The following is a 22,025-nucleotide window of genomic DNA, read 5'->3' as shown; positions in this document are numbered from 1 at the left end:
AGCTGATCTTTCCGAATACCCTGCGGTCGGAATCGGTGGGTGGTCCGGGGCTGCTATGCAGCCCGAAGGCCTCAATGCACCGGCAATCGCAGGGTATTTCATGCTGTATTCGCTTCAGGCACTGCGGGCGTTCGCCGCCTGGGTGGTGGTCTGCCACCATTTCATGCAGATCTTCTTCGACTTCCATGCCACAGGCCCCATCGGCCAACTGCTCACCGACCGTGGCGCCATAGGCGTCGACATCTTCTTCGTCATCAGCGGGCTGGTCATCTACCTGTCGACCCGCGACAAATCCATCGAGCCGCGCCAGTTCCTGCTCAATCGGGTTATGCGTATCGTCCCTGCCTACTGGTTCTACACAGCACTGATGGCCATGTTGCTGCTGGCCTTCAGCCAATGGATGCCACATCAGGAATTCGCCTGGCGTCACCTGTTCCTGTCGCTGCTGTTCATCCCGGCGGAAAACCCCGGAGGTTATGGCCTGTACCCGACCCTGAACGTGGGCTGGACGCTGAACTTCGAGATGTTCTTCTACCTGCTGTTCGGCCTGGCGTTCCTGGTGCGGCAACGGCACCACCTGCTGCTGGTGAGCGCTGCACTGTTGCTGGTCAGCGAGGTGCTGGGCCGTGTGGGTATGCTCAGCCATTTCTACAACAACGACATCATCTACGAGTTCCTGCTCGGCATTGGCCTGGGTGTGCTTCATCGCCGTGGCCTGATTCGCCAAGGGCGGTGGCTGCCGCTGGTGGTGCTGGGGGTGGCAGGCCTGGCCATCTATCACTTGGATGCGTCACAGCGGTTGCTGCACTGGGGCCTGCCAAGCGCGATGATCGTGCTGGCTTTCATTGCCTTGGAGCCCGTGTTCCAGGGCAACCGGTTGCTCAAGGCGCTGGGCGACTGTTCGTACTCGGTGTACCTGGTCCATGTACTGGTGCTGTACGCCGGCTGGTTCGCCAGCCAGCGCCTGCATTTGAACCCGTACCTGGTGTTCGCCCTGTGCGTGCCGTCCATTGGACTAATGTCGTGGTTCAGCTACCAGTGGCTGGAGCGCGGCCTGTACCGGCGCATGCAGGCCTGGCTGGCGGCGCCACGGGAGCCGGCGCCTGAATATGCGCTTTCCCGAGTCAAATACTAGGACTTTGTTCGAAGGCTGGGTTGGCGTACACTTGGCGGCAAGTCTGTGAGGAACCTACATGAGCGCTATAACCATTACCGACGCCGCCCATGACTACCTGGCCGATCTGCTTTCCAAGCAGAATACGCCTGGCATCGGCATTCGCATTTTCATCACCCAGCCGGGCACCCAGTACGCAGAGACGTGCATTGCCTACTGCAAGCCGGGCGAAGAGAAGCCTGACGACACCGCCGTGGGTCTGAAGAGCTTCACTGCTTACCTGGACGCAGTCAGCGTGCCATTCCTGGAAGACGCGCTGGTCGACTACGCCACCGATCGCATGGGTGGTCAGCTGACCATCAAGGCGCCGAACGCCAAGGTGCCGATGGTCAACGAAGACAGCCCGATCAACGAGCGCATCAACTATTACCTGCAGACCGAGATCAACCCCGGCCTGGCCAGCCATGGCGGCCAGGTGAGCCTGGTGGACGTGGTTGACGACGGCATTGCCGTGCTGCAATTCGGTGGTGGCTGCCAGGGCTGTGGCCAGGCCGACGTCACCCTGAAAGAAGGCATCGAACGCACCTTGCTCGAGCGTATTCCGGAGCTCAAAGGCGTACGTGACGTGACTGACCACACGCAGAAAGAGAACGCCTACTACTAAGGCTTACGCGCCTGCGGGGCGGCTCTCTTAGCAACAAAGTGTTACGGTTTCAACCCCTGCGACAACAGGCCGCAGCCCGTATTCAAAGGGCTGCGGGCCATCAGCGCCTTGGTCGGGTAGAACCCCTCTGGGTGTCATGCCAGAATGCCCCGGTTTTTCGACTGGCCCGTCCCGAGGGCCGGCACCTTCCCTGTAAAGGATGGTTTCATGAATGATCTTTTGACCCGGCGTGCGGTTGTCGCCGGCATGGGCGTTCTCGGGCTTGGTCTGCTTGCAGGCTGCAGCCCGGCCCGGGGGCTCGAGTTCAAGTACGGCAAGAACATGAGCAACGAAATCCTTGGGCGCAAGTTCAGCCTCAAAGACCCGCAAGGTAACGTGCGCACCCTGTCGAGCTTCTACGGCAGCATGCCGATGGTGTTCTTCGGCTTCACCCAGTGCCCGGCTGTCTGCCCGACCACGCTGGCGCGTGCGGCACAAATCCGCAAGTTGCTGCGCGGCCGTGATCGCGACCTGTTCCAGGTGGTGTTCATCACCCTGGACCCTGAGCGCGACACCCCCGAGGTGCTCGATGCCTATGTCAAGGCCTTCGACCCTACGTTCACCGCGCTGACCGGCACCCCCGAAGAAATCGCCGCGGTGGCCAAGGAATTCAAGGTGTTTTACGAAAAGGTCCCGGCCGGGGACACCTACACCATCTCTCATTCGTCCACCAGCTACGTCTACGACACACGTGGCACCCTGCGCCTGAGCCTGGGCCATTCCCTGAACGCCAAGGAATGCGCCGAAGACCTGGTCACCCTGATGGAGATCTGCTGAATGTCGATGCAACCGATCAAACGCGGCCTGGCTGCCCTGGCACTGATGGGCCTGGCCTTGCCGGCACTGGCCCAGACCACCGTGAGCGATGCCTGGGTCCGCGCCAGCGTGCCGCACCAGCAGTCCACCGGTGCTTTCATGACCCTGACCGCCAGCAGCGACAGCAAGCTGGTGAGCGTGGCATCGCCCGTGGCCAAGACCGTGCAGGTGCACGAGATGACCATGAACGGCGACGTGATGGGCATGCGTGAGGTCAAGGCCGTCGAACTGCCGGCCGGCAAGGCAGTGACCCTGGACCCGAATGGCCTGCATGTGATGCTGATGGGCCTGAACAATCAGGTGAAGGAAGGCGAAAAAGTACCGCTGACCCTGACCATCGAAGATGTCAAGGGTGGCAAGGAAACCCTGGACGTACAGGCTGAGGTGCGTGCGCTCAACGCCGAGGCGGGCGGTGGGCATGATCACATGCACATGAAGCACTGACAGATCAAAGGGCCGCGTTCAGCGGCCCTTTTTTTAGCTGCGCCTTTCAGCTACGAAAGCGTGGCAGCGGCCTGTCGAGGGTCAGCGAGGTCAAGGTCTTGCGGACCTGGGCTTCGTCGGCCTCCAGGGCCTTGAGACTGGCGCGGATCTTGCCGGCAGCGGGCACATCGCCCTGCCGGTCGATCCAGTCGGCAATCTCCTTGCAGGCACTGCTCAGGCAGGCTTGGCGCTGGTTCATCAGTGACAGCAGGGTAGTGAGATCTCTTTCAGACATGGCAGGATCCTCCATTCAGCCTTGTCAGTGTAGCAGCGGCTGGCCGGCTTGCCTGAGGCTGGATGTCGCAGCTCAGCCTTGCAGGCAAGCGCTGCGATAGGCCCCGGGTGTCACCCCGTATGCCTGCTTGAATTGCCGGCTCAAATGGCTCTGGTCGGCAAACCCCAGGTCGAACGCCACCTGCGAAGCAGCAAAGCCGCACTTCAACATTTCCCGCGCGCGGGCCAGGCGCCGCTGCTTCAGCCAGGCGTGCGGCGGCAGGCCGGTGGCCTGGCGAAACACCCGGGCGAAATGGAACGGCGACAGGTTGACCGCCGCCGCCAGCGCTTCGAGCGAGGGTGGGTCGGCCAGTTGGCTTTCCAGCAGTTCGCGGGCGCGGGCCACGGCCAGTGGCTCGTGGCCGGGGGCAGAGGGTTCAGCGCATTGCCCGTGTCGTTGCACCAAGGCCAGCACCGCCTGACGCCAGGCGGTCTGCTGTTGCAGGGCACTGGCGCCAGTTTCGGACAGCTGATGCAGCTGGCTGAAGGCGATCGCCAGGGCCGCGTCATGGATCACGCTGTCCTTGAAGCTCGGCATGCCATGGCGGCCCAGCTCCAATTCGTCGAGCACGCCCGTGACCCGCGCGTGCTCGGGGTAGAAGCCGCGGTAGCGCCACCCCGCTTCGTGGGCTGTGGCGCCGGTATGCAGCTCGTCGGGGTTGATCAGCACCATGCTGCCGACCGGCGCCAAGTGCTCGCTGCCACGGTGCCAGAAACGCTGGGCGCCGGACTCGATCACGGTGAACACATAGCCTTCGTGCACATGCGGGGCAAAGCGCTGCTGGAAATAGCGCGCGTGCAGCATCTCGACGTCGCCCAGGGCCGGCGCCTGCCAGAGGTGTGTCTGCTCGCGCAGGGGCGTGTTCATGCCAGCCAGCTGCGCAGGAGGAAGAAGATCAACATGCTCACCAGCATGCTGAGCAATACGCTGCGGGTCAATAACACCAGGGCGATGGCCACCAGTGAGCCCAGCAGGTAGGGGTTGGTCAGGCTCAGGTTGAGCTGGTGCTCGGGCATGAAAATGATCGGGCCGCAAATGGCGGTGAGCATACCCGGCACGGCAAAACCGAGGAACTGCCGGGCATTGGAGCTCAGGCGCAAGGGCAGGCGCGGCTCCAGGAATGCATAGCGGTTGAGGAACACGATGGCGCCCATGGCGAAAATCAGGATCCAGGTCATGCGCGGGCTCCGGTGAATTTCTGACAGATGAACCCGGCGCTCATGCCCAGCAGGCCTGCGGCGACCAGGGCGGTTTCCCAATGCCAGTAGCTGAACAGCACCGAGCAGAACAGCGACACGGCGACGCACACCACCGTGGCCAGGTTGCGCACCAGCGGTGCGATCAGGGCGACGAAGGTGGCGACGATGGAGAAATCCAGGCCGAACTGGTCCAGGTGGGGAATGCTCTGGCCCAGCAGGATGCCGGCCAGGGTGAACAGGTTCCAGGCGATGTAGAAGGTCAGGCCCACCCCAAGGGCATACCAGCGGTTGAACTGCTGCTGGTCGTACTGGCTGGTCAGGGCGAAGAACTCGTCGGTCAGCAGAAAGCCCAGGCCCAAGCGCCAGCGCAGCGGCTGGCTGGACAGTACCGGGCGCATCGACAGGCCATACAGCAGGTGCTGAGAGGTCAGCAGCAGGGTGGTGAGCAGGATCGACGCCAGGTTCGCGCCGCCCTTGAGCATGCCGATAGCCACCAGTTGCGCGGCACCAGCGAAGACGATGGCCGACAGCCCTTGCCCCTGCCAGGCGCTGAGGTTGGCCTCGATGGCCATGGAACCGGCCAGCAGGCCCCAGGGGGCGACGGCCAGGGACAACGGGAGAATGGCGATGACGCCGTGGAGAAAAGCTTGGCGAGCGATGTGGGGCATGATGGCTGCAATGCTGTACTTGGCAGGCCAGCATGCCAGACGGAGCAGGGGATGGCTTGAACGATCTTGCTGGTTGACGCGGCTTCCACAAGGATCGCGGCCGGCCGAGGGCTATGGGTGGCTGGTCAGGTGCTGTTGCGCCGTCACGCAGCCGTTGATGTCCACGGCCTTCTGCAACAGGCTCAGGCGGTGCTGTGGGTCGAGGTCGCCAAGCAGGCGGTACACCTCGGCCTGGTAGTCGCGCTGGCGCCCCCACAGCATTTCCAGGCCTTGTGGCCGGCTGCGGTTGCAGGCCAGGCGGGTGGCCGGTTGCGGGTAGTAGGGGGCGTACACGGTGGCCATGTTGGGGATGGCCTCCAGTGCTGCGCGGTATTCGTTACTGGCGTTGTAGGGCCGGCACCAGGTGGCGATGGCTGGCGCGGGTGCGGCAAAACCCTGCTGGAGGCTGGCCTCGAGCAACGGGCAGGCGGCATCTGCAATTTGCGCGGCGGGCAGGTAGGTCATGTAGTACAGCGCCAGGCGGTACTGCGCGACCGGGTGGCCCAGCTCCACCGACTTTTTCAGCAGGGCGACCGCTGTCGGCAAGGTGTGGGCCATGGCCTGGCCCTGGCGGCTAAGCTCGGGGTCGTCGCCCACGGCGGTCCGCAGCGTGCTGGCACCGTCATCCTGGTTGTCGGCTTGCTCCAGCAGGGGTAAGGCCTGGCGGTAGAGCAGGTCGGCATGAGGGTCGATGTGCACTTCCAGCGCGTGCCCAGCCAGCGGTAATAGCGCGATCAACAGCGGGGGCAAGCGACGCATGCGGCTCACAGGCGAACCCCAGGGGCGGCCAGACAAGGATGGACGGCTTCGATGTTCATGGCGGTCAAGCGTACGCCTCAGGCAAATCGGAACGACGGCATATTCTAGCCACCCAAGGGGGCTGGCCGGAAGACCACTCGGCATCTGTCAGACGAGCTTGATTGGCGTAACCTTGCGCTGGGCGTGTTTTTCCTGGGCCAAGCCAAGCTTGGCGGTGATTACCTTGGCCAGTGCGTTGTTGCCCAGATCGTTCAGGTGCAGGCGATCGATGAACAGGTCTGCGCCGAACACGGGCGAGCTGTTGAGCATGCAGTTCATGTCGTAGCAGGGCACCGGGTCGGCCTGGCTCTTGATGCGGCGGAAAAACGCCGAGTGCAGTTGGCTGTCGAAGGCGCCTTCCAGCAGCCGGTCGAAGTTTGCCGGTTGTTGCTGCAGCGCGGCCAGCATGGCCTGCTCGCCAGCGGGCAGGGTATCCCGGCACCAGGGGAGTAACGGTTGCAGGATGAAAGTGAGGGTGGCGTGGCTGTCTGCCAGCAGCCGGTCCCATTGGCGCAAGGTACGGCCAATGTTGTCGGCGGCACGGGCCAGGCGCTTTTCCGGGGGCGACAGCGGCCAGCTGACCGGGGCTGCGACCGCAGGCGTGGCCAAGGCCTGGCCAATGCGCCGCCACAGCGACTGCCGACGCAACGGTGCGGTGGCCTGCATGCCTTCGCTGAAACTGTTGAGAAAGGCCTGGTAGGCCTTGGCGTGTTGTGGATCGTTGGGGCTGGCGAGAACTTCGCACAGGGCTTCGTGGGCCAGGCTGTTGAGGCCGCTGAGCACCACCACGTGGCCGAGCTGGCCAAGGCGGTGCTGGTGGGTCAGGAACATCAGCAGCTCCTGGCTGGCATTGAGCCCGCAGCCAGCCAGGCTCAGCCAGACTTCGCCGGTGAGCATCGACAGGTGCGAAGCCACCGTGTGTTCGTCGGAACTGGCGCCAATGCCCAGCGCCGTGGAGCCACCGACCAGCAGGTTGATGCGCGAAGCACCGCCGCGCTCGGCCGGCGAAAAGCGCTTGCCGGCGCAATGGCTGTAGCGCAGGCCGAGTGCGTCGGTGTTGATGGTGCCGGAGCGGTAGCCGGTTTCGTGCACATGCACGGTGTGTGGGGCACGCCGACTGCCCAGCAGCAGAAAACGCTGGTAGTCCTGCTGCAACGGCGAAGGAGACGGGCTCGTGTCAGTCGCGGTCATGCTCTCTCCTCCGGTTGTTCGGGTGCTGCGTTTCACGTTCAGGCCGCCAGCTCCTTGAGGTTGTACAGCAGGCCACCGGCGGCGATCAGCAGCAGGGCGACGCCCGAGGCCAGGCTGATGACGCGGTTGCTGCGCTGCGAGGCGATCTTGCCGATGGCGAAGATGTACAGGCTGAGCACGGCGAAATCGATGGCCACCCACAGCAATGACAGCACCACCATGCTCTTGCCGAACGACTCGGTGATCTGGATGAACTGGGGGAAGAAAGCGATGAAGAAAATGATGTCCTTGGGGTTGGAGATACCCACCATGAAACCTTGTAGCAGCCCGCCACGCCCGGCCTTTGGGGCCTCGCTCGCCGCCTCCTGGGTTGGTGCCTGCAGGGCGTCCCTCAGCGTGCCCACGGCGATGTAGCCAATGAACAGGCAGCCCAGCAGGCTCATGGTACTGAGCCATGCCTTGTCGATGGCGGCGCTGGTGAGGATGATCCAGGCGGCGGCGCCGATCAGCACCAGTGACGCCCAGTTGGTGCCGACAGCGGTGAACATGGCCTTGCGCGAGCCGGAAGCAGCGGCCGTGTTGACGATCAGTGCCACCACCGGCCCGGGGGTGGCGATAAGGAGCAGGACGGTGAGGGCATAAGTGGCGGTGAGTGCGGTATTCACGGTCAGTTCTCGATCAGTATGTCGGGTGTCGCCAGGTGTGCGGCATGGGCGTGGAACGGGCAGCGCGCTGGATTGAGCGAGCCTGCCTCCTGCAGTTGATACTGCTTCCACTCGTAGTTGTCGGCGTCGCCGAAAGCGCCAAGGGTGTCGGGGACGACGCCGTCGTTGTAATGGTGCACGCGCTCACGAATGCGCTCGCGGATTCGCTTGCCACTCTCGGTATTGGCGTTGGCCACTTCGTCGAAGTTCGCCCGTGGGTTGATGACGAACGTGACGTGCTGGCCGAGGTTGCGGCTTTTCATTTGCTGATGGCCGGGGAAGTTCATGTTGATGAACAGCGGCATGCCGGCATAGCAGAACGACCAGCCCGAATCGTCAGGGTCGGTCGGAATGCCCTGTGGCCAAGGGTGTGGGTCGCGTGCATGCACCCCGCGCAGCACCTTCCAGGCCAACGCTTGCTGCTCGGCGAGGTTGCTGCCGGCTGGCGTTTCGAGAAACACCACCAAAGGGCTGCCGATGCGCTGCTTGGCGGTGATTTGTGCGACGGTGCGCACATAGTCGGCCAAGCCCTGCGCGATGTCATCGGCGAGTTGCTCGGCGCGGGCGAACAGAATGTGACAGGTTTCGCCGTTTACCGCCTTGCGGCCGAACAAGCAGGGGAATTCGGGGTTGGCGAGAACACTGCGAAAGTGTTCTATGGTTTTGTACGTCCAGTGTTGCATGTTAGGACCATGTTCCGCGGCTAGCTCTAGCGCATCCAGGCGATAGCAATTTCCATATCCCGTAAACATGATTTCCCCAGGCGTTGATTTAAGTGAACGTTCCAGTCACATGCAGGCAGGATCTTGGTTATGTTTGTTATTTACCTGCATTTTCCGAGACGCTTCTGACGTTGTAAAACGCGTGGAACTATGACCTACTATTAGTCTCACTCATGCTCGGGACGTCGCCATGTCGGAACGGATTCAGGCCTTGCACGCGCTGCGTGCCTTCGAGGTGGCCTCTCGCTATGGCTCCTTCACCCGTGCAGCTGAAGAGCTGGCCCTGACCCAGGGTGCGGTCAGCCACCACATCAAGACGCTCGAAGCCATGTTCGGCTGTGACCTGTTCGAACGTCGCGGCCCTAAACTGAGCCTGACCGAGCACGGCCGCCTGCTGGCACAAGAGCTGAAAGTGGGTTTCAAGATCATCGAAAATGCCTGCGCGTTGCTGCGCCAGGACCGCTATGGCTTGCGCCTCAAGGCCCCGTCCACGCTCACCGTGCGCTGGCTGCTGCGGGCGCTGGATGCGTTCAAGAAAATCGAGGACAACTGCAGTGTGCAGCTGTCCAGCGTGTGGATGGACATCGACAGCGTGGACTTCTATTCCGAGCCCTACGACTGCGCCATTCTTCTGGCCAATGGGCGCTTTCCCGCCGATATCGAGAGCTTCAAGCTGTTCGATGAATGGCTGATTCCGGTATGCCACCCCAATTACATGGCGCAGGCACAACCGCAACTGTCCGACCTGACCCGATGCGAGTTCCTGCACCCATCCCCCGACCGCCGTGACTGGCGGCGTTGGTTGGCGCGCATGGATGCGCTGGACATCAGCATTGACCAGGGGCAGGTGTTCGATACCCTCGACCAGGGCATTTCGGCCGCTCAGCAGGGCCTGGGCATTTCAGTGGTCGACCTGGTGCTGGCCAGTGCCGACCTGGCGGCCGGGCGCTTGGTCACACCATTCAAGCATGCGGTGGCCACGGGCGACGGTTATTACATGACCTGGCTCAAGGCCAGCCCAAAAGCGCGGCAGATGCACAAGCTGCGCGACTTCCTGCTCGGCCAGGTAGCGCCGCTGGCCTACAAGGACATCAACTACCTGTACGGTTGAACACCCGCTCGAGCATGAAATCGATGAACACCCGCAGCTTCGGCGGCATATGCCGCCCGGACGGCCACAGCAGGTAGAAGCTGCCGCGCTGTTCCATGAAATCGTCGAGTACGCTGACCAGCGAACCGTTGCCCAGTTCACGGCCTACGGTGAAGTCCGGCAGGCAGGTGATGCCGCGGTGGTTCACGGCAAAGCAGACGCGTGTCTCGACATGGTTGCAAACCATCGAAATGGGAATGTCGTAGGCGTGCTCGGGGTGCTCCTGGCGCAGCGGCCAGGTTTCCAGTTTGCCGTTGCTGGGGAAGCGGTAGTGCAGGCAGGTGTGCGTGGCCAGCTCGCGTGGGTGCAGGGGTGTGCCGCGTTCGCGCAGGTAGTCGGGCGAGGCCACCAGGCGGTGCTGGAAGTGCCCCAGGAACTTGGCATTGAGCCGTGAATCCACCGGCTGCCCGCCGCGCATGACCACATCGAAGCCTTCGCCGACGATATCCACCATACGGTCGGAGAAGTCCAGGTCCAGTTCCACTTGCGGGTACAGCGCCATGAACTCGGCCAGTGCCGGCATCACCAGCCCGGTCACCTGCGGCATGCTCACCCGCAGGCGCCCGCGCGGGGTTTCGCTGGCTTGCGACAGTTCCTGCTCGGTCGCCTCGATTTCGGCGAGGATGCGCCGGCTGCGGTCAAGGAACAACGTGCCCTCGGCGGTGAGGGTGATGCTGCGTGTGCTGCGGTGGAACAGGCGTACGCCCAAGCGGTTCTCCAGGCGCGCCACGCGCTTGCCGACTGCCGAGGCACTGATCCCCAGTGACTGGCCCGCGGCGACAAAGCTGCGGGTTTCGGCCACTCGATTGAAGACCACGAAGCCGCTGAGGCTGTCCATGCTGCATACCTGATTGCGGACATTGGTGTCCTGGGTGAGTGGCATTGTAACCGTCTTTTTCCGTAATGCGTGGGTCTTGCAGACTGTTCCTCTCGTTTTCCTACGCAAGGCAAAAGCACATGTCCCAAACACCTTCCGCATCGTTGCTGGCAACCAGTAACGAACGCTTGCCGCTCAGCGGGCTGCTGGCGCTGGCCATGACCGGCTTCATCGCCATCCTCAGCGAAACCCTGCCGGCTGGCCTGCTCGACCAGATCGCCGAGGGTATGCACATCAGCCAGGCCATGGCCGGGCAATGGGTGACGGCCTATGCCCTGGGCTCGTTGCTGACCGCCATTCCACTGGTGACCTTGACCCAAGGCTGGTATCGGCGCCGGGCGTTGTTGCTGGCGATCGTCGGTTTCGTACTGTTCAACGGGCTGACGGCCGTGTCGAATTCCAACAGCCTGACCTTGGTGCTGCGCTTTTTTACCGGCGCTGCAGCCGGGCTGGCTTGGGGTTTGATCGCCGGTCACGCGCGGCGCATGGTGCCGGTGGCACAGCAGGGGCGAGCCATGGCTTTGGCCATGCTCGGCCAGCCGATTGCCCTGTCGCTTGGCTTGCCGATTGCCACCTGGCTAGGTGCGGGGCTGGGCTGGCGCGCGACGTTCGTGGTGGTCACGCTGGTGGCGTTGCTGTTGGTGGTGTGGGTATTGCGGTCGGTGCCGGACTACCCTGGGCACACCGCCGGCAAGCGTCCAGCGGCCATGCAGGTGCTGCGCACACCGGGGGTGATGCTCGTGCTGCTGGTGATCCTCAGCTGGATCCTTGGCCATAACATTCTCTACACCTATATCGTGCCACTACTGGCGGCGGCTGGCATGGCGACGGACATTGGCCCAGTGTTGATGGTGTTTGGCCTGTCTGCCCTGGCCGGGATTGGCCTGGTGGGGTTGCTGGTCGACCGGCATCTGCGCACACTGGTGCTATTGAGCCTGGCGGGTTTTGCCCTGGCTACGTTGGCTTTGGGGCAGGCGTCGTCGTGGCTGATGTACCTGAGCATCGCTTTGTGGGGCGTGACCTACGGCGGTGCGCCGACTCTGTTGCAGACCGCTTGCGCCGATGCGGCGGGCGAAGGCGGGGATGTGGCGCAGTCGATGCTGGTGACGGTGTGGAACAGCGCCATTGCCCTGGGCGGGATCATTGGCGGCTTGCTGTTGAGCGGCCCAGGAGTGGAAGGGTTTGGCGCGGTGGTACTGGGCCTGATCGCGCTGGCCTGGCTGTTGAGCTGGGCCGGGCGGCGCAGCGGGTTTGTGCCAGGAAGGCGCTAAAACACTCACCCCAGGCACGACAAAGGTAGAATCATCTCATCTACAGATGATTCAGAGGTCGACGCAGTGGAGTTGCAGCAGGGCTTTGTCCTGACCCGGCATTGGCATGACACGCCCGAAGGCACTTGCGTGGAGTTCTGGCTGGCCACCGATCAGGGACCGCGGCAGCTGCGCCTGGCGCCCCAGGAGTCGGTGGCGTTCATCCCCCAGGCGCAGGCTGAGCATGCCCGTGTTCTGCTGTCCAAGGAGCCTGGCGTTCAGCTCAAGCCGCTGCGGCTGAAGGGCTTCGACCAGCGCCCGGTGCTTGGCCTGTATTGCCGCCAACACCGGCAACTGATGCAGCTGGAGCAACGCCTGCGCAGCGCGGGTATCGAGGTGTACGAGGCCGATATCCGCCCGCCCGAGCGCTATCTGATGGAGCGCTTCATCACCGCCCCTGTGCAGTTCACCGGTCAGCTGAATGCCCAGGGCGTTTATTGCGACGCCCAGCTCAAGCCTTTGCCCGGCTATCGCCCACCGCTGCGTCTGGTGTCGCTGGATATCGAGACCAGCGAACGGGGAGAGTTGTACAGCATTGCCCTGGAAGGGTGTGGCCAGCGTCAGGTGTACATGCTTGGCCCGGCCAACGGCGACGCTGATGGCGTCGACTTCGCTCTGCACTATTGCGATGACCGTGCCGCGTTGCTCGACTGCCTCAACCAATGGATGGCCACGCACGATCCGGATGCGATCATCGGCTGGAACCTGATCCAGTTCGACCTGCGCCTTTTGCATGAACACGCCAAACTGTTGCAGGTACCGCTGGCATTAGGCCGCAACGGTGCCCCCATGACCTTGCGCAGCCACGCCGGGGGCGGCCATGTATTCGCCGAAGCACCGGGGCGGCTGTTGATCGATGGCATCGAAGCACTGCGCTCGGCGACCTGGAGCTTTCCGTCGTTCAGCCTGGAAAGTGTTGCGCAGACCCTGCTCGGAGAAGGCAAGGCCATCGACACGCCGTACCAGCGCATGGATGAAATCAACCGCCGTTTCGCCGAAGACAAACCGGCACTGGCACGCTACAACCTCAAGGACTGCGAGCTGGTCACCCGCATCTTCGCCCATACCCGCCTGCTCGAGTTCCTGCTGGAGCGTGCTTCGGTCACCGGGCTGGCGGTAGACCGCAGCGGTGGTTCGGTGGCCGCTTTCTGTCACCTGTACATCCCGCAGATGCACCGTTTGGGCTTTGTCGCCCCCAACCTCGGCAGCCGCCCCGATGAAGCCAGCCCCGGTGGCTTTGTCATGGATTCGCGTCCAGGCCTGTACGACTCGGTGCTGGTGCTGGACTACAAGAGCCTCTACCCGTCGATCATCCGTACTTTTCTGATCGACCCGGTTGGGCTGGTCGAGGGCCTGCGCTTGCCCGACGAAGAGCATTCGGTGGAGGGCTTTCGCGGTGGGCGTTTCTCGCGCAGCCAGCATTGCCTGCCGGCCATTGTCGAGCGTGTCTGGCAGGGCCGGGAAGCGGCCAAGCGTGAGGGCAATGCGCCGCTGTCGCAGGCACTGAAGATCATCATGAATGCCTTTTATGGGGTGTTGGGGTCGAGCGGTTGCCGTTTCTTCGACCCGCGCCTGGCCTCGTCGATCACCATGCGCGGTCACCAGATCATGCGCCAGACTCGCACGCTGATCGAGGCCAGGGGTTATGAGGTCATCTATGGTGACACCGACTCCACCTTCGTCTGGCTCAAAGGTGCCCATGACGAAGCAGCCGCGGCGCAGATCGGCCGCGAACTGGTGGCTCAGGTCAACCAGTGGTGGCGTGAGCACCTGCGCCAGCAGATGAACCTGCAAAGCGCGCTGGAGCTGCAGTTCGAGGTGCATTATCGGCGGTTTCTGATGCCTACCATTCGTGGCGCCGATGAGGGTAGCAAGAAGCGTTATGCCGGCTTGGTGCAGCGTGCCGACGGCAGCGAGGATGTGGTCTACAAGGGCCTGGAGTCGGTGCGCACCGACTGGTCGCCACTGGCGCAGCAGTTTCAGCAGGCGCTGTATGGGCGAATCTTTCGCGGCCAGCCGTACCGCGACTATGTGCGCCTTTACGTGCAGCAGACCCTGGCGGGCGAACTGGACGACCTGCTGGTGTATCGCAAGCGCCTGCGCCGGCCGCTGGCTGACTACCAGCGCAACGTGCCACCTCATGTGCGTGCCGCACGCCAGGCCGATGAGTACAACAGCCGCCTCGGCCGCCCCCGTCAGTACCAGCGCGGTGGCTGGATCAGTTACGTCATTACCACCGCCGGCCCCGAGCCGATGGAGAACCTGCAATCGCCGATCGACTACGAACACTACCTCAGCCGGCAGTTGCAGCCGGTGGCCGATGCCATCCTGCCGTTCGTTGGCGATGACTTCGCCACCTTGACCGGTCGCCAGTTACAACTGTTCTGACCGCAGGCGTTAGTTATCTAGCGCCCGACGTAAAGCATGCTGCTTAGCCTTGCCTCTTTTCATGAAGAGGCCTCAGGCAATGGACACTACTCCGCTATCAAGCGCACAGGCAGCCATCGATGCTTTCCAGGACGGCATCATCGGCAAGCGCCTGCCACTCTGGTTGCGTCAGGCACCCGCCGAGCAACTGCCAGAGATCAGCATGGCATTGGCAAATAGCCTGCGCTGTCGTGAGCAAGTGAATGCGCTGCTGCGGGGCATCGAAAGCATCGACAGTTTCGTTGCAGCGGGCCTGGAAAAGGCCCTTGGCGAGCGTTACGGGATTGTTCGTAACGCGCGCGCGCTCAGGTTTCTGGAGGGCCGTCGGGAACCTGTGATCAACAGTCAGCCGGTTGGCGCGCACCTTACCGAAGTGGTCTACGAAGAAAAGCCGCTGCTCGAGGTGGTCCTGCGCAACTTCACTGCCGAGCAGGCCCAGGCGGGTGGCCAGCCGCGTGGTAATCGCCTACTGGTTTCGCGTCAGGGCAGGGGCGCACCGCCCACCAGCATCGAACTTGCCACGCTGTGCCGTGAGCTGGATTTGGGGGCGTGTTATCAACGTCACCTGGATTCCACTCTGAAGCCCGCGGGTGATGCCAGGCGCGTGGAGTCTCAGCTTGGGGATACCAGCCGCTACGCCATGCTGGTGGACGCCTATAAAGCCAGGCAGGAGGGAAAGCTGGATGACAGCGAGCTCAAACTGATGGTGACTGTGTGCGCGGATGGCAAGCTGCTGCGTCTGGCGGGGGACCGTGTTGAAGCCAGGCAACTGAAGCTGCTGGGTTGCCTTATCGAGCAGGTGATCGTGTTCGAGGTAATTGACCAGGGCGTTCTTTTCAATACCACGCGCCGGGTATTGCTCTATGTGCCTGGGGATCCGGTGTCACCTTGGAGCGTATTTGACAGCATCGACAAATTGAACCGGGAACTGGGTCGCCGCTTTCGAGACAAGGCCTATCAGCGTTTCTTCAGCCGCTTCGTGCTGCGCCGTGACAGCCAGGCGTTTTTCGCTCAGGTCATGGCGCTGTTCGATGATCTGGCGGTTTGGGCATTCCGTGATCTCGAGCCGCGTTTGCACCCTTACCCGCAACCGTTGTTCAACAGCCTGGCACAGGCACGTATACGCCAGATCAAGGAAGATGCAGCGATGATCGCGGTACCTGTGGCACGGCTTGATCGTGAGGTTCAGCGCCAGCATGACGAGCGCCTGGAGGCCGAGGGGTGGGCACTGCTCAACCTGGCCAGCTTCTTTGTGCCGGGCCTTGGCGTGGCGCTGCTTGCCGTGACGGCTTGGGAGCTGCTGGGCGAGGTCTACCATGGCTTCGAGGCATGGCAGGAAGGGGATCGCCAAGCGGCACTCGATCATTTGACCCATGTCGCCACTGACCTTGCCGTGCTTGCGACCACGGTTGCGGGGGTTGCCGTGGCACGACGGATTTGGGCGCGCTCCGCGTGCGTTGATGCCATGTTGCCGGCTCGGCTGGAGGACGGCACTGTCAAACTCTGGCAACTCGATTTGACGCCGTTTCAAAGCCAGGCCCCCGTTGCGGCCACCGGCCAGGACGCATTGGGCATTCGGCGCCTGGATGGGCAGGCCTGGATCGAAATGGACGGGTATGACTACCGCGTGACGGCGCCGGCTGGCGACGGTCAGTGGCAACTGTGCCCCGTCGACGGCCACGGGCCGATGCTACGTCACAATGGTGCTGGCGCTTGGCGATTGTGGAGCGAGCAACCGAGTCAGTGGGCCGATAGATACCGCATGTTCCGGCGCTTTGGCGGGGCATTCAGCAGGCTGGGTGACGAAGAGATCGACCAGGTCCTGCTGCTTCATGACCTTGATGGTGACGATGTGCGTAGCTTGCATGTACATGCCCAGGCGCCAAGCCCAGGCATGCTTGACAGTGTGCTGCGGGTCAAGCTCGATCAGCGCATTCGCAGCATGATTGGTTGTCTGCGCAGTGGCATGCCGGTAGAGGATGTAACCGTGCTTGAACATGCGCGGCGGTTGCCAGGTGCGGATGGCCTGCCAGATCAGGCACTGGCTGAGTTGGCATGGACGCAGCGCCGAACACTATTGCATCACCTGTACGAAGCGCTGCAGCCTACCGACAGCCCTGGCAGCGCAGCCCTACGCCGGGTTTTTCCAGGGTTGCACGTGCGCGCTGCACAAGCGTTGGTAAAAGCCGCCAATGGTGTCGAGCGCAGGCGTCTGCTCTCTAGCGGCAGGGTTGCGCTGGGGCTGGCCGAAGCGGCCAGGGGCAGCCTGTCGGCTATGCGTCAGGTCCGGGTACTTGAAGCGCTGTACCTGGATACGCCACAGAATGCAGACCTGGCTCGGGTGGCCCTGGGCCTCTTGCGGTACCTGCCTGGAAGCGAACAAGGTGTGCGCTGGCGCTTGTACGAAGGTTCCCTGGATGGGCCGATGCTGGCGCAAACCGAACAGGGGCAGCGAGCGTTCGATCTGGTGCACTTGAATGGCCGTTTCCAGTTGCTTGATGACCAAGGCAAGGCGCTCGGGGCGCCGGGAGAGTTGTTCGACGTCATGGCGCTAGCCTATACCGATGAGCAACGTGAGGCGATGAGGGTCGGCGAGCCGTTCTCGCACAACCTCAGGGTGCTGCTGGGGCGCGAAGCAGTCAGCCGCCGTGATGAGATCGCTCGTCTGCTCGGCGCGGTACGCCCGGGCGCTGTTCGAATGCCCCTGCGCTTGGCAGATGGGCGTTTGGGCTACCCGCTGGGTGGCGCTGGCGTGAGTGGTTTCGCATCGAGAGGCAGAGCCCTGAGAGCAACGCTGCGGGATCTCTTTCCTTGGTTGAGTGATGTGCAGATCGAGACCCTCGTCGATGAGGCCAGGCGTTCAGGGCATCAACTTGAACGGGTACTGAGCGACCTGAGCAATGAGCTCACGGTACTGCGCAACACGCTGGATACCTGGGTGGCACAGGGACAGGGCGAAGCCAGGGAGGATCGAGATGCCTTGCGCCAGACCTTGTTCAATTGCTGGAGACGGTCGGTCGGTGTTGGGGCGTTGCAAATCGATGCGCAACAAAACCTGCATGCCATCTTCTGCAATTTCAGATTGGACGGCTTGCCCAGCATGCCTGCGCAAGTCAGCTTCAGAGGCGTTACCAGCCTATCGATGTTGCACCTGAATCTCCTGGAAGTACCCAACAGTTTCCTGCTGGCTTTCCCCAACCTGCAAACCCTTGACCTGGGCGGCAACCTGTTGACGCGCCTACCACAACCGCTGCTGCAAATACCGCAACTACGGCATCTGAGTCTGACCCATAACCGGATTCGTCTGAACATGGAGCAAACCGCCACGTTGGCCAGTTGTACGAGCCTGGAGTCTCTCGACCTGTCCCACAATCCACTGGGGCGCCCGTTTCCGCTGGCCGGTTTGACCGAACTGCGATGGCTGAACTTGCGCGACACACACATCACGCAATTCCCCGCAGGCGTGTTCGAGCGTGCTCAGCTGGTATCCGTTGACTTGCGGGAGAACCGCATCAGGCATATTCCGGAGCAGTTTTTCCAGATGCCCGTATGGCGTCGGCGGCGGATCCGCCTGAGCGCGAACCCGTTGGGCGAGGCCCAGATGGGGCGTTTGCGAGCCTCGCTGAGGAGCGACGTTCCTGTGGTCGACGAGGAGCAAGTGTTTCTGCGCCTGCAGCACGCGCGTGAAGTCTGGGGCGATGCGGTGGCCCCGGAGCATCGCGGCTTGATGCTTGCGGCCTGGGACTCGCTGGATGAACGGCAAGATGCCGGGCGCTTTTTCCGTGTCCTTGGGCAGCTTTTGCTGTCCGAGGACTTTCGTGTCAACGCGCGGGCATTGGGCAATCGGGTAATGGCGTTAGTGCAGGCGATGGCCATGACGCCGGAATTGCGCCAGAACTTGCTGTCCGTGGCCAATGATGAGTGGGGGTGCCAGGACGGTGCAACCTGGTGCTTGAGCAACCTCGAACTGAACATGCTTGTCTGGCAGGTAGAACATGCCGCTGGAGAACATAGCGAAGGCGCCTTGCTTGGCCTGGGAAGACGCCTATGGCGCCAGGATGCAGTCGACAGGTTCGCCAGCCGATGGGCAATCCAACACGCCAGGGCGCTGGAAGGCAGCGAAGTGGGGTTGGCCTTCAGGATCGGGCTAAGGGAGCGGCTTGACTTGCCCCTGCAGGTGGGGGAAATGAGCTTCCAGGCTGTTTCAGGCGTTTTGGACGCGGACCTGGCAGAGGCAGAAGCCGCTGTGCGGAACGCGGAAACCCCGGATGAGATCGCACGTTCAATGGTTGATCGTGAATTTTGGCAGGCGCACCTGGAGCGTACCCATCCTGACCAATTCGCTGCGGTCGACTTGCCCTTCAGGCGACAGCTTGAAACGGTACTTGACGATGAAGCGCTCCTGGAGGGCGCAAAGATCGAGCAGGCGGATGCCATTCGAGATGCGCAGCGTGCTGCACGCAGGGGGCTGATGCTGGACATGACGATTCGTGCGATGGAAGCGGGGCCCGAGGAGCTAGGCATACCGGTGCGTTGACCACAACTCAGGGTAAGGGTTTACCTGGCCCTGACCAAGGCGGCTTTGGGCTATGCTCAGTCTGGGTGACGGTGGATTGTGCCAACGCCGTTGCCCTGGCTTCAGGTAGCTCGGAAATCGACAGTTACTTTTGCACCCCCCGTTCTTGTGTGAAGTGGTTTAGGCTCCTTGTCGGATTTTTCTCCGTGATCTGTAGTCATTGGTATATCGAGACAATAAGGAGATACGCATGCTCGTCCGGTCACTGACCCTCGCAACCTTGCTTGCTGTTGCCGGCCCCCTGTTTGCCGCAGACAGTGATGCGCCTTTAGCCAAGGAACTGGGTAAGGCCAGGCCGTTGGTGGTTATCGCCCCGAGCAGTGCCGACCCGACCTTGCGCGGGTTGAACAAGGCGCTCGAGGATCCGGCCACCCAGGCAGCCTTCAAGGAGCGCAACCTTGTGCTGTACAGCGTCGCCAACATGATGGGCAAGCGCGAGGACAAGAACCTCGAACAGCAGACCACCATGGCCCTGATTCGTGAACTGAAGCTGGGGGCGAGCAAGGGCACCAAGGTGATCCTGGTCGGCAAGGATGGCGAGCGGCACATGCTCAAGGACGACGACACTGGCGAGGCCATCGACCCGCAGGTGATCTTCAAGGCAGTCGATGAACTGCCTGCCAGCGAAAAGGCGGTGGCGGCGCCCGAGCCCGTAGCAGCGGCACCGGAAGCCAAGGCCAAGGACACCAAGCCGGCCAAGCCAGCCAAACCGGCGGCCCCGCCCAAACCGCTGGAAGACTGAACACGCATCATGGCCCCAAGGCACGTTGGGGCCAGCTGCCAGGTGTTGTGTATCCCACTGTATCTGCGCGCACGGCAGACCTACTGCCATACAAAAGCGCGCCCCACACGATACATCCACGACAAACCGCAACGGCCTAATGGCTCCACTTTCCAACCACTGTGGAGCTACATCATGACTCAAGCAAAAACTACCCTCGGCCTGCTCGGCGCCGCCCTGATCGGCAGCATGGCACTGAGCAGCAGCGCGTTTGCCGTCGAACCATTGGCCCAGGGTTACCAGCTGGCATCGGCCAAGGTGGCCGGCGAGGGCAAGTGTGGTGAAGGCAAATGCGGCGCCAGCGGCAAGGTCACCCAGAGCGAAGGCAAATGCGGCGAAGGCAAGTGCGGTGACGCCTCGTTCGCCAAGACCGACAGGGACCACGATGGCAAGGTTTCGCGCGAAGAGTTCGTGGCGGTGGCCAAGGACCGTGCGGGCGACTTCGACAAGATCGACAGTAACCATGATGGCTTCATCTCCGAACAGGAAGCAGCGGATCACCTGAAGGCGATTTACCAGGCCAACGGCAAGGCCATGCCTGAAGGGCTGTTCAGCCACTTGAACAATAAGTCCTGACCTTATCCCTTGATGTGATGCAACGCCCCTCCTGCTGGTCAGGCGGGGCGTTGTGCCTGTTGGAGACCTGTTTATGCTTCCCGCACTGTTGAATACTGGGTTGGGCTTGCGCCGTGGCCTGTTGCCGGAACTGCTCGCCATGGCGCCGGGTGCAGTGGACTTTCTCGAATGCGCGCCGGAAAACTGGATTGCCGTGGGCGGTGCCTACGGTAAGGGGTTGGCCGAGTTGGCGGAGCGTTTTCCCATCACCTGCCATGGGTTGTCGTTGTCGTTGGGGGGGAGTGCGCCGCTGGACTGGCAGTTCCTCGACCAGATCCGGCAGTTTCTCGATCGCCACCAAGTGCGCTTGTATAGCGAACACCTGAGCTACTGCAGTGATGACGGGCACCTGTACGACTTGATGCCCATCCCGTTCACCGATGAAGCGGTGCACCATGTGGCGGCGCGCATACGCCGGGCGCAGACGCACCTGGAACGGCGTATCGCTGTCGAGAACATCAGCTACTACGCCGCCCCTTACGCTGCGATGAGTGAACTTGAATTTATTCGTGCAGTACTCGATGAAGCCGACTGTGACCTGCTGCTGGACGTCAACAATGTATTCGTCAATGCCTGCAATCACGGCTATGACGCCCGGGAATTCCTTGAAGGCTTGCCCCGGGCGCGGGTGACCTGCATGCACATTGCCGGTCATTACGATGAGGCCCCGGACCTCAAGGTCGACACCCATGGGGCGCCGGTCAAGGAAGATGTCTGGGCACTGTACGCGTTCGCCTGTGAACGCTTTGGGGTGCAGCCGACCGTGCTCGAACGTGACTTCAACCTCCCCCCACTGGCACAGCTGCTGGAGGAGACAGCACGTATCCGTGACATGCAGCGTAGCTGGGGAGGGCAGAGGCATGAATGAGACCTTGCGCGAACAGCAATACGCCTTGGCTCGCCACCTGCGCGACCCGCTGCGCAATGCTCCGCCACCTGGCGCGCAAGCACGGCGCCTGAAGATTTACCGGGAGTTATTCTATGGCGCCATCGAAGGCTTGCTGGCCGGCAGCTTTCCTGTCATGCGCCAGGCCCTGGGCGAGCAACGTTGGCATGTGCGGGTGCGTGATTTCTATGCCAACTACCGTAGCCAGACACCGTTGTTCACCGAGATTGCAGAGACGTTCGTCGATTACTTGCAAGGCGTGCAGCCGGATGCGCCCTGGCAGTTGGAACTGGCGCATTACGAGTGGATCGAGACGCAGCTGTACCTGAGCGATGCCGAGGATCCGCTGCATGATCCTGCGGGTGACCTGCTGGCTGGCGAGCCGCTGTTGTCTTGCGTGGCGCGGGTGCTGGCCTACCGGTGGCCGGTTGAGCGCATCAGCGCCGATTACCAGCCAACGGTTGCGCCAGAGGCGCCGACCTTGCTGCTGGTTTATCGCGATGCGGGGTTGCAGGTGCGCTTTGCGCGGTTGGCACCGATGGCGTATCGGTTGCTGGTGGAGCAGGGGCGTGGACGGGAGCGGTTGCAGGCGTTGGGTGGGGATCTGGAGCAGGGGCTGGGGTTGCTCCAGGGGATGCGCGAAGCGGGCATCATTGTCGGCACGGTTTGAGAGCATTGGGGGCGCAAAACGC

21 protein-coding genes are annotated in these 22,025 nt (G+C 62.5%); 12 read left to right on the top strand and 9 right to left on the bottom strand.

The window, feature by feature from the left end:
* Window positions 1-100: 100 nt before the first annotated feature.
* The 4 genes from APH42_RS04465 to APH42_RS04450 all read left to right on the top strand — a co-directional run bounded on the left by APH42_RS04465 (window position 101) and on the right by APH42_RS04450 (window position 3,077).
* Entirely contained in the window at window positions 101-1,135 is a 1,035-nt protein-coding gene (locus APH42_RS04465) for an acyltransferase (RefSeq protein ID WP_060492844.1), read from the top strand.
* Between the two features lie 58 nt (window positions 1,136-1,193).
* The gene (gene nfuA / locus APH42_RS04460; protein WP_012271640.1) at window positions 1,194-1,778 is read left to right on the top strand and encodes a Fe-S biogenesis protein NfuA; all 585 of its coding nucleotides are present in this window, start codon (window positions 1,194-1,196) and stop codon (window positions 1,776-1,778) included.
* 207 nt (window positions 1,779-1,985) lie between these two features.
* The gene (locus tag APH42_RS04455; protein ID WP_003250418.1) at window positions 1,986-2,594 is read left to right on the top strand and encodes an SCO family protein; all 609 of its coding nucleotides are present in this window, start codon (window positions 1,986-1,988) and stop codon (window positions 2,592-2,594) included.
* On the top strand, window positions 2,595-3,077 hold the full coding sequence (locus APH42_RS04450) for a copper chaperone PCu(A)C (RefSeq protein WP_060492824.1): 483 nt from the start codon (window positions 2,595-2,597) through the stop codon (window positions 3,075-3,077).
* Between the two features lie 46 nt (window positions 3,078-3,123).
* Here the strand turns inward: APH42_RS04450 and APH42_RS04445 are convergent, their stop codons facing one another.
* The 8 genes from APH42_RS04445 to APH42_RS04410 form a co-directional block, all read right to left on the bottom strand.
* Complete coding sequence (locus tag APH42_RS04445; protein WP_012271642.1) at window positions 3,124-3,351, bottom strand: hypothetical protein; 228 nt, start codon at window positions 3,349-3,351, stop codon at window positions 3,124-3,126.
* 72 nt (window positions 3,352-3,423) lie between these two features.
* Window positions 3,424-4,257 carry an AraC family transcriptional regulator gene (locus APH42_RS04440; RefSeq protein WP_012271643.1) on the bottom strand — a complete coding sequence of 278 codons (834 nt, stop codon included), beginning with the start codon at window positions 4,255-4,257 and terminating at the stop codon, window positions 3,424-3,426.
* A complete protein-coding gene (locus APH42_RS04435) occupies window positions 4,254-4,568 on the bottom strand; it encodes an AzlD domain-containing protein (RefSeq protein WP_012271644.1) in 315 nt (104 codons plus the stop codon). Before APH42_RS04435 ends, APH42_RS04440 begins: the two co-directional genes overlap by 4 nt.
* A complete protein-coding gene (locus APH42_RS04430) occupies window positions 4,565-5,257 on the bottom strand; it encodes an AzlC family ABC transporter permease (RefSeq protein ID WP_060492823.1) in 693 nt (230 codons plus the stop codon). The genes APH42_RS04435 and APH42_RS04430 overlap by 4 nt, the downstream gene beginning before the upstream one ends.
* 111 nt (window positions 5,258-5,368) lie before the next feature.
* Window positions 5,369-6,064: a hypothetical protein gene (locus APH42_RS04425; RefSeq protein ID WP_041166456.1), complete on the bottom strand. Its 696-nt coding sequence runs from the start codon at window positions 6,062-6,064 to the stop codon at window positions 5,369-5,371.
* Between the two features lie 138 nt (window positions 6,065-6,202).
* Window positions 6,203-7,285, bottom strand: a complete 1,083-nt coding sequence (locus tag APH42_RS04420; RefSeq protein WP_012271647.1) for a hypothetical protein — start codon at window positions 7,283-7,285, stop codon at window positions 6,203-6,205.
* 38 nt (window positions 7,286-7,323) lie between these two features.
* Complete coding sequence (locus APH42_RS04415) at window positions 7,324-7,950, bottom strand: LysE family translocator (RefSeq protein ID WP_060492822.1); 627 nt, start codon at window positions 7,948-7,950, stop codon at window positions 7,324-7,326.
* 2 nt (window positions 7,951-7,952) lie between these two features.
* Window positions 7,953-8,741, bottom strand: coding sequence for a YqcI/YcgG family protein (locus APH42_RS04410; RefSeq protein ID WP_060492821.1), 789 nt, complete (start codon window positions 8,739-8,741; stop codon window positions 7,953-7,955).
* Window positions 8,742-8,901: 160 nt separating this feature from the next.
* On the opposite strand from APH42_RS04410, the gene APH42_RS04405 reads away from it, so the two are divergent.
* A complete protein-coding gene (locus APH42_RS04405; RefSeq protein WP_012271650.1) occupies window positions 8,902-9,822 on the top strand; it encodes a LysR substrate-binding domain-containing protein in 921 nt (306 codons plus the stop codon).
* On the opposite strand, the gene APH42_RS04400 is transcribed toward APH42_RS04405, so the two are convergent.
* Window positions 9,803-10,699, bottom strand: a complete 897-nt coding sequence (locus APH42_RS04400) for a LysR family transcriptional regulator (RefSeq protein WP_012271651.1) — start codon at window positions 10,697-10,699, stop codon at window positions 9,803-9,805. The two genes, APH42_RS04405 and APH42_RS04400, sit on opposite strands and share 20 nt — an antisense overlap.
* Window positions 10,700-10,818: 119 nt before the next feature.
* Here APH42_RS04400 and APH42_RS04395 point away from each other — a divergent pair, with 119 nt between their 5' ends.
* From APH42_RS04395 to APH42_RS04365, 7 genes are all read left to right on the top strand, one after another.
* Window positions 10,819-12,009: an MFS transporter gene (locus APH42_RS04395; RefSeq protein WP_060492820.1), complete on the top strand. Its 1,191-nt coding sequence runs from the start codon at window positions 10,819-10,821 to the stop codon at window positions 12,007-12,009.
* 66 nt (window positions 12,010-12,075) lie between these two features.
* Window positions 12,076-14,436 (top strand): DNA polymerase II, encoded by a 2,361-nt coding sequence (locus APH42_RS04390; RefSeq protein WP_060492819.1) that lies wholly within the window; start codon window positions 12,076-12,078, stop codon window positions 14,434-14,436.
* A 79-nt stretch (window positions 14,437-14,515) separates the two neighbouring features.
* On the top strand, window positions 14,516-19,012 hold the full coding sequence (locus APH42_RS04385) for an NEL-type E3 ubiquitin ligase domain-containing protein (RefSeq protein ID WP_060492818.1): 4,497 nt from the start codon (window positions 14,516-14,518) through the stop codon (window positions 19,010-19,012).
* A gap of 229 nt (window positions 19,013-19,241) precedes the next feature.
* The gene (locus APH42_RS04380) at window positions 19,242-19,793 is read left to right on the top strand and encodes a DUF4174 domain-containing protein (RefSeq protein ID WP_012271655.1); all 552 of its coding nucleotides are present in this window, start codon (window positions 19,242-19,244) and stop codon (window positions 19,791-19,793) included.
* Window positions 19,794-19,967: 174 nt separating this feature from the next.
* Window positions 19,968-20,408 (top strand): hypothetical protein, encoded by a 441-nt coding sequence (locus tag APH42_RS04375; protein ID WP_060492817.1) that lies wholly within the window; start codon window positions 19,968-19,970, stop codon window positions 20,406-20,408.
* A 73-nt stretch (window positions 20,409-20,481) separates the two neighbouring features.
* Window positions 20,482-21,315: a DUF692 domain-containing protein gene (locus tag APH42_RS04370; RefSeq protein ID WP_012271657.1), complete on the top strand. Its 834-nt coding sequence runs from the start codon at window positions 20,482-20,484 to the stop codon at window positions 21,313-21,315.
* Complete coding sequence (locus APH42_RS04365) at window positions 21,308-22,003, top strand: DUF2063 domain-containing protein (RefSeq protein ID WP_060492816.1); 696 nt, start codon at window positions 21,308-21,310, stop codon at window positions 22,001-22,003. The genes APH42_RS04370 and APH42_RS04365 overlap by 8 nt, the downstream gene beginning before the upstream one ends.
* The last annotated feature ends 22 nt before the right edge of the window (window positions 22,004-22,025 follow it).

This window comes from Pseudomonas sp. NBRC 111140 (genome assembly GCF_001320885.1).
Taxonomy (GTDB): domain Bacteria; phylum Pseudomonadota; class Gammaproteobacteria; order Pseudomonadales; family Pseudomonadaceae; genus Aquipseudomonas; species Aquipseudomonas putida_P.
The sequence above is the reverse complement of the archived record's forward strand: the minus strand, read 5'-3'. Positions and strand labels throughout refer to the sequence as shown.

Excerpts from the sequence above, each read along its gene's own strand:
- APH42_RS04465 (WP_060492844.1), top strand. The coding sequence starts at position 101 with ATGCTGTATTCGCTTCAGGCACTGCGGGCGTTCGCCGCCTGGGTGGTG.
- nfuA (WP_012271640.1), top strand. The coding sequence starts at position 1,194 with ATGAGCGCTATAACCATTACCGACGCCGCCCATGACTACCTGGCCGAT.
- APH42_RS04455 (WP_003250418.1), top strand. The coding sequence starts at position 1,986 with ATGAATGATCTTTTGACCCGGCGTGCGGTTGTCGCCGGCATGGGCGTT.
- APH42_RS04450 (WP_060492824.1), top strand. The coding sequence starts at position 2,595 with ATGTCGATGCAACCGATCAAACGCGGCCTGGCTGCCCTGGCACTGATG.
- APH42_RS04445 (WP_012271642.1), bottom strand. The coding sequence starts at position 3,351 with ATGTCTGAAAGAGATCTCACTACCCTGCTGTCACTGATGAACCAGCGC.
- APH42_RS04440 (WP_012271643.1), bottom strand. The coding sequence starts at position 4,257 with ATGAACACGCCCCTGCGCGAGCAGACACACCTCTGGCAGGCGCCGGCC.
- APH42_RS04435 (WP_012271644.1), bottom strand. The coding sequence starts at position 4,568 with ATGACCTGGATCCTGATTTTCGCCATGGGCGCCATCGTGTTCCTCAAC.
- APH42_RS04430 (WP_060492823.1), bottom strand. The coding sequence starts at position 5,257 with ATGCCCCACATCGCTCGCCAAGCTTTTCTCCACGGCGTCATCGCCATT.
- APH42_RS04420 (WP_012271647.1), bottom strand. The coding sequence starts at position 7,285 with ATGACCGCGACTGACACGAGCCCGTCTCCTTCGCCGTTGCAGCAGGAC.
- APH42_RS04410 (WP_060492821.1), bottom strand. The coding sequence starts at position 8,741 with ATGTTTACGGGATATGGAAATTGCTATCGCCTGGATGCGCTAGAGCTA.
- APH42_RS04405 (WP_012271650.1), top strand. The coding sequence starts at position 8,902 with ATGTCGGAACGGATTCAGGCCTTGCACGCGCTGCGTGCCTTCGAGGTG.
- APH42_RS04400 (WP_012271651.1), bottom strand. The coding sequence starts at position 10,699 with ATGGACAGCCTCAGCGGCTTCGTGGTCTTCAATCGAGTGGCCGAAACC.
- APH42_RS04395 (WP_060492820.1), top strand. The coding sequence starts at position 10,819 with ATGTCCCAAACACCTTCCGCATCGTTGCTGGCAACCAGTAACGAACGC.
- APH42_RS04385 (WP_060492818.1), top strand. The coding sequence starts at position 14,516 with ATGGACACTACTCCGCTATCAAGCGCACAGGCAGCCATCGATGCTTTC.
- APH42_RS04380 (WP_012271655.1), top strand. The coding sequence starts at position 19,242 with ATGCTCGTCCGGTCACTGACCCTCGCAACCTTGCTTGCTGTTGCCGGC.
- APH42_RS04375 (WP_060492817.1), top strand. The coding sequence starts at position 19,968 with ATGACTCAAGCAAAAACTACCCTCGGCCTGCTCGGCGCCGCCCTGATC.
- APH42_RS04370 (WP_012271657.1), top strand. The coding sequence starts at position 20,482 with ATGCTTCCCGCACTGTTGAATACTGGGTTGGGCTTGCGCCGTGGCCTG.
- APH42_RS04365 (WP_060492816.1), top strand. The coding sequence starts at position 21,308 with ATGAATGAGACCTTGCGCGAACAGCAATACGCCTTGGCTCGCCACCTG.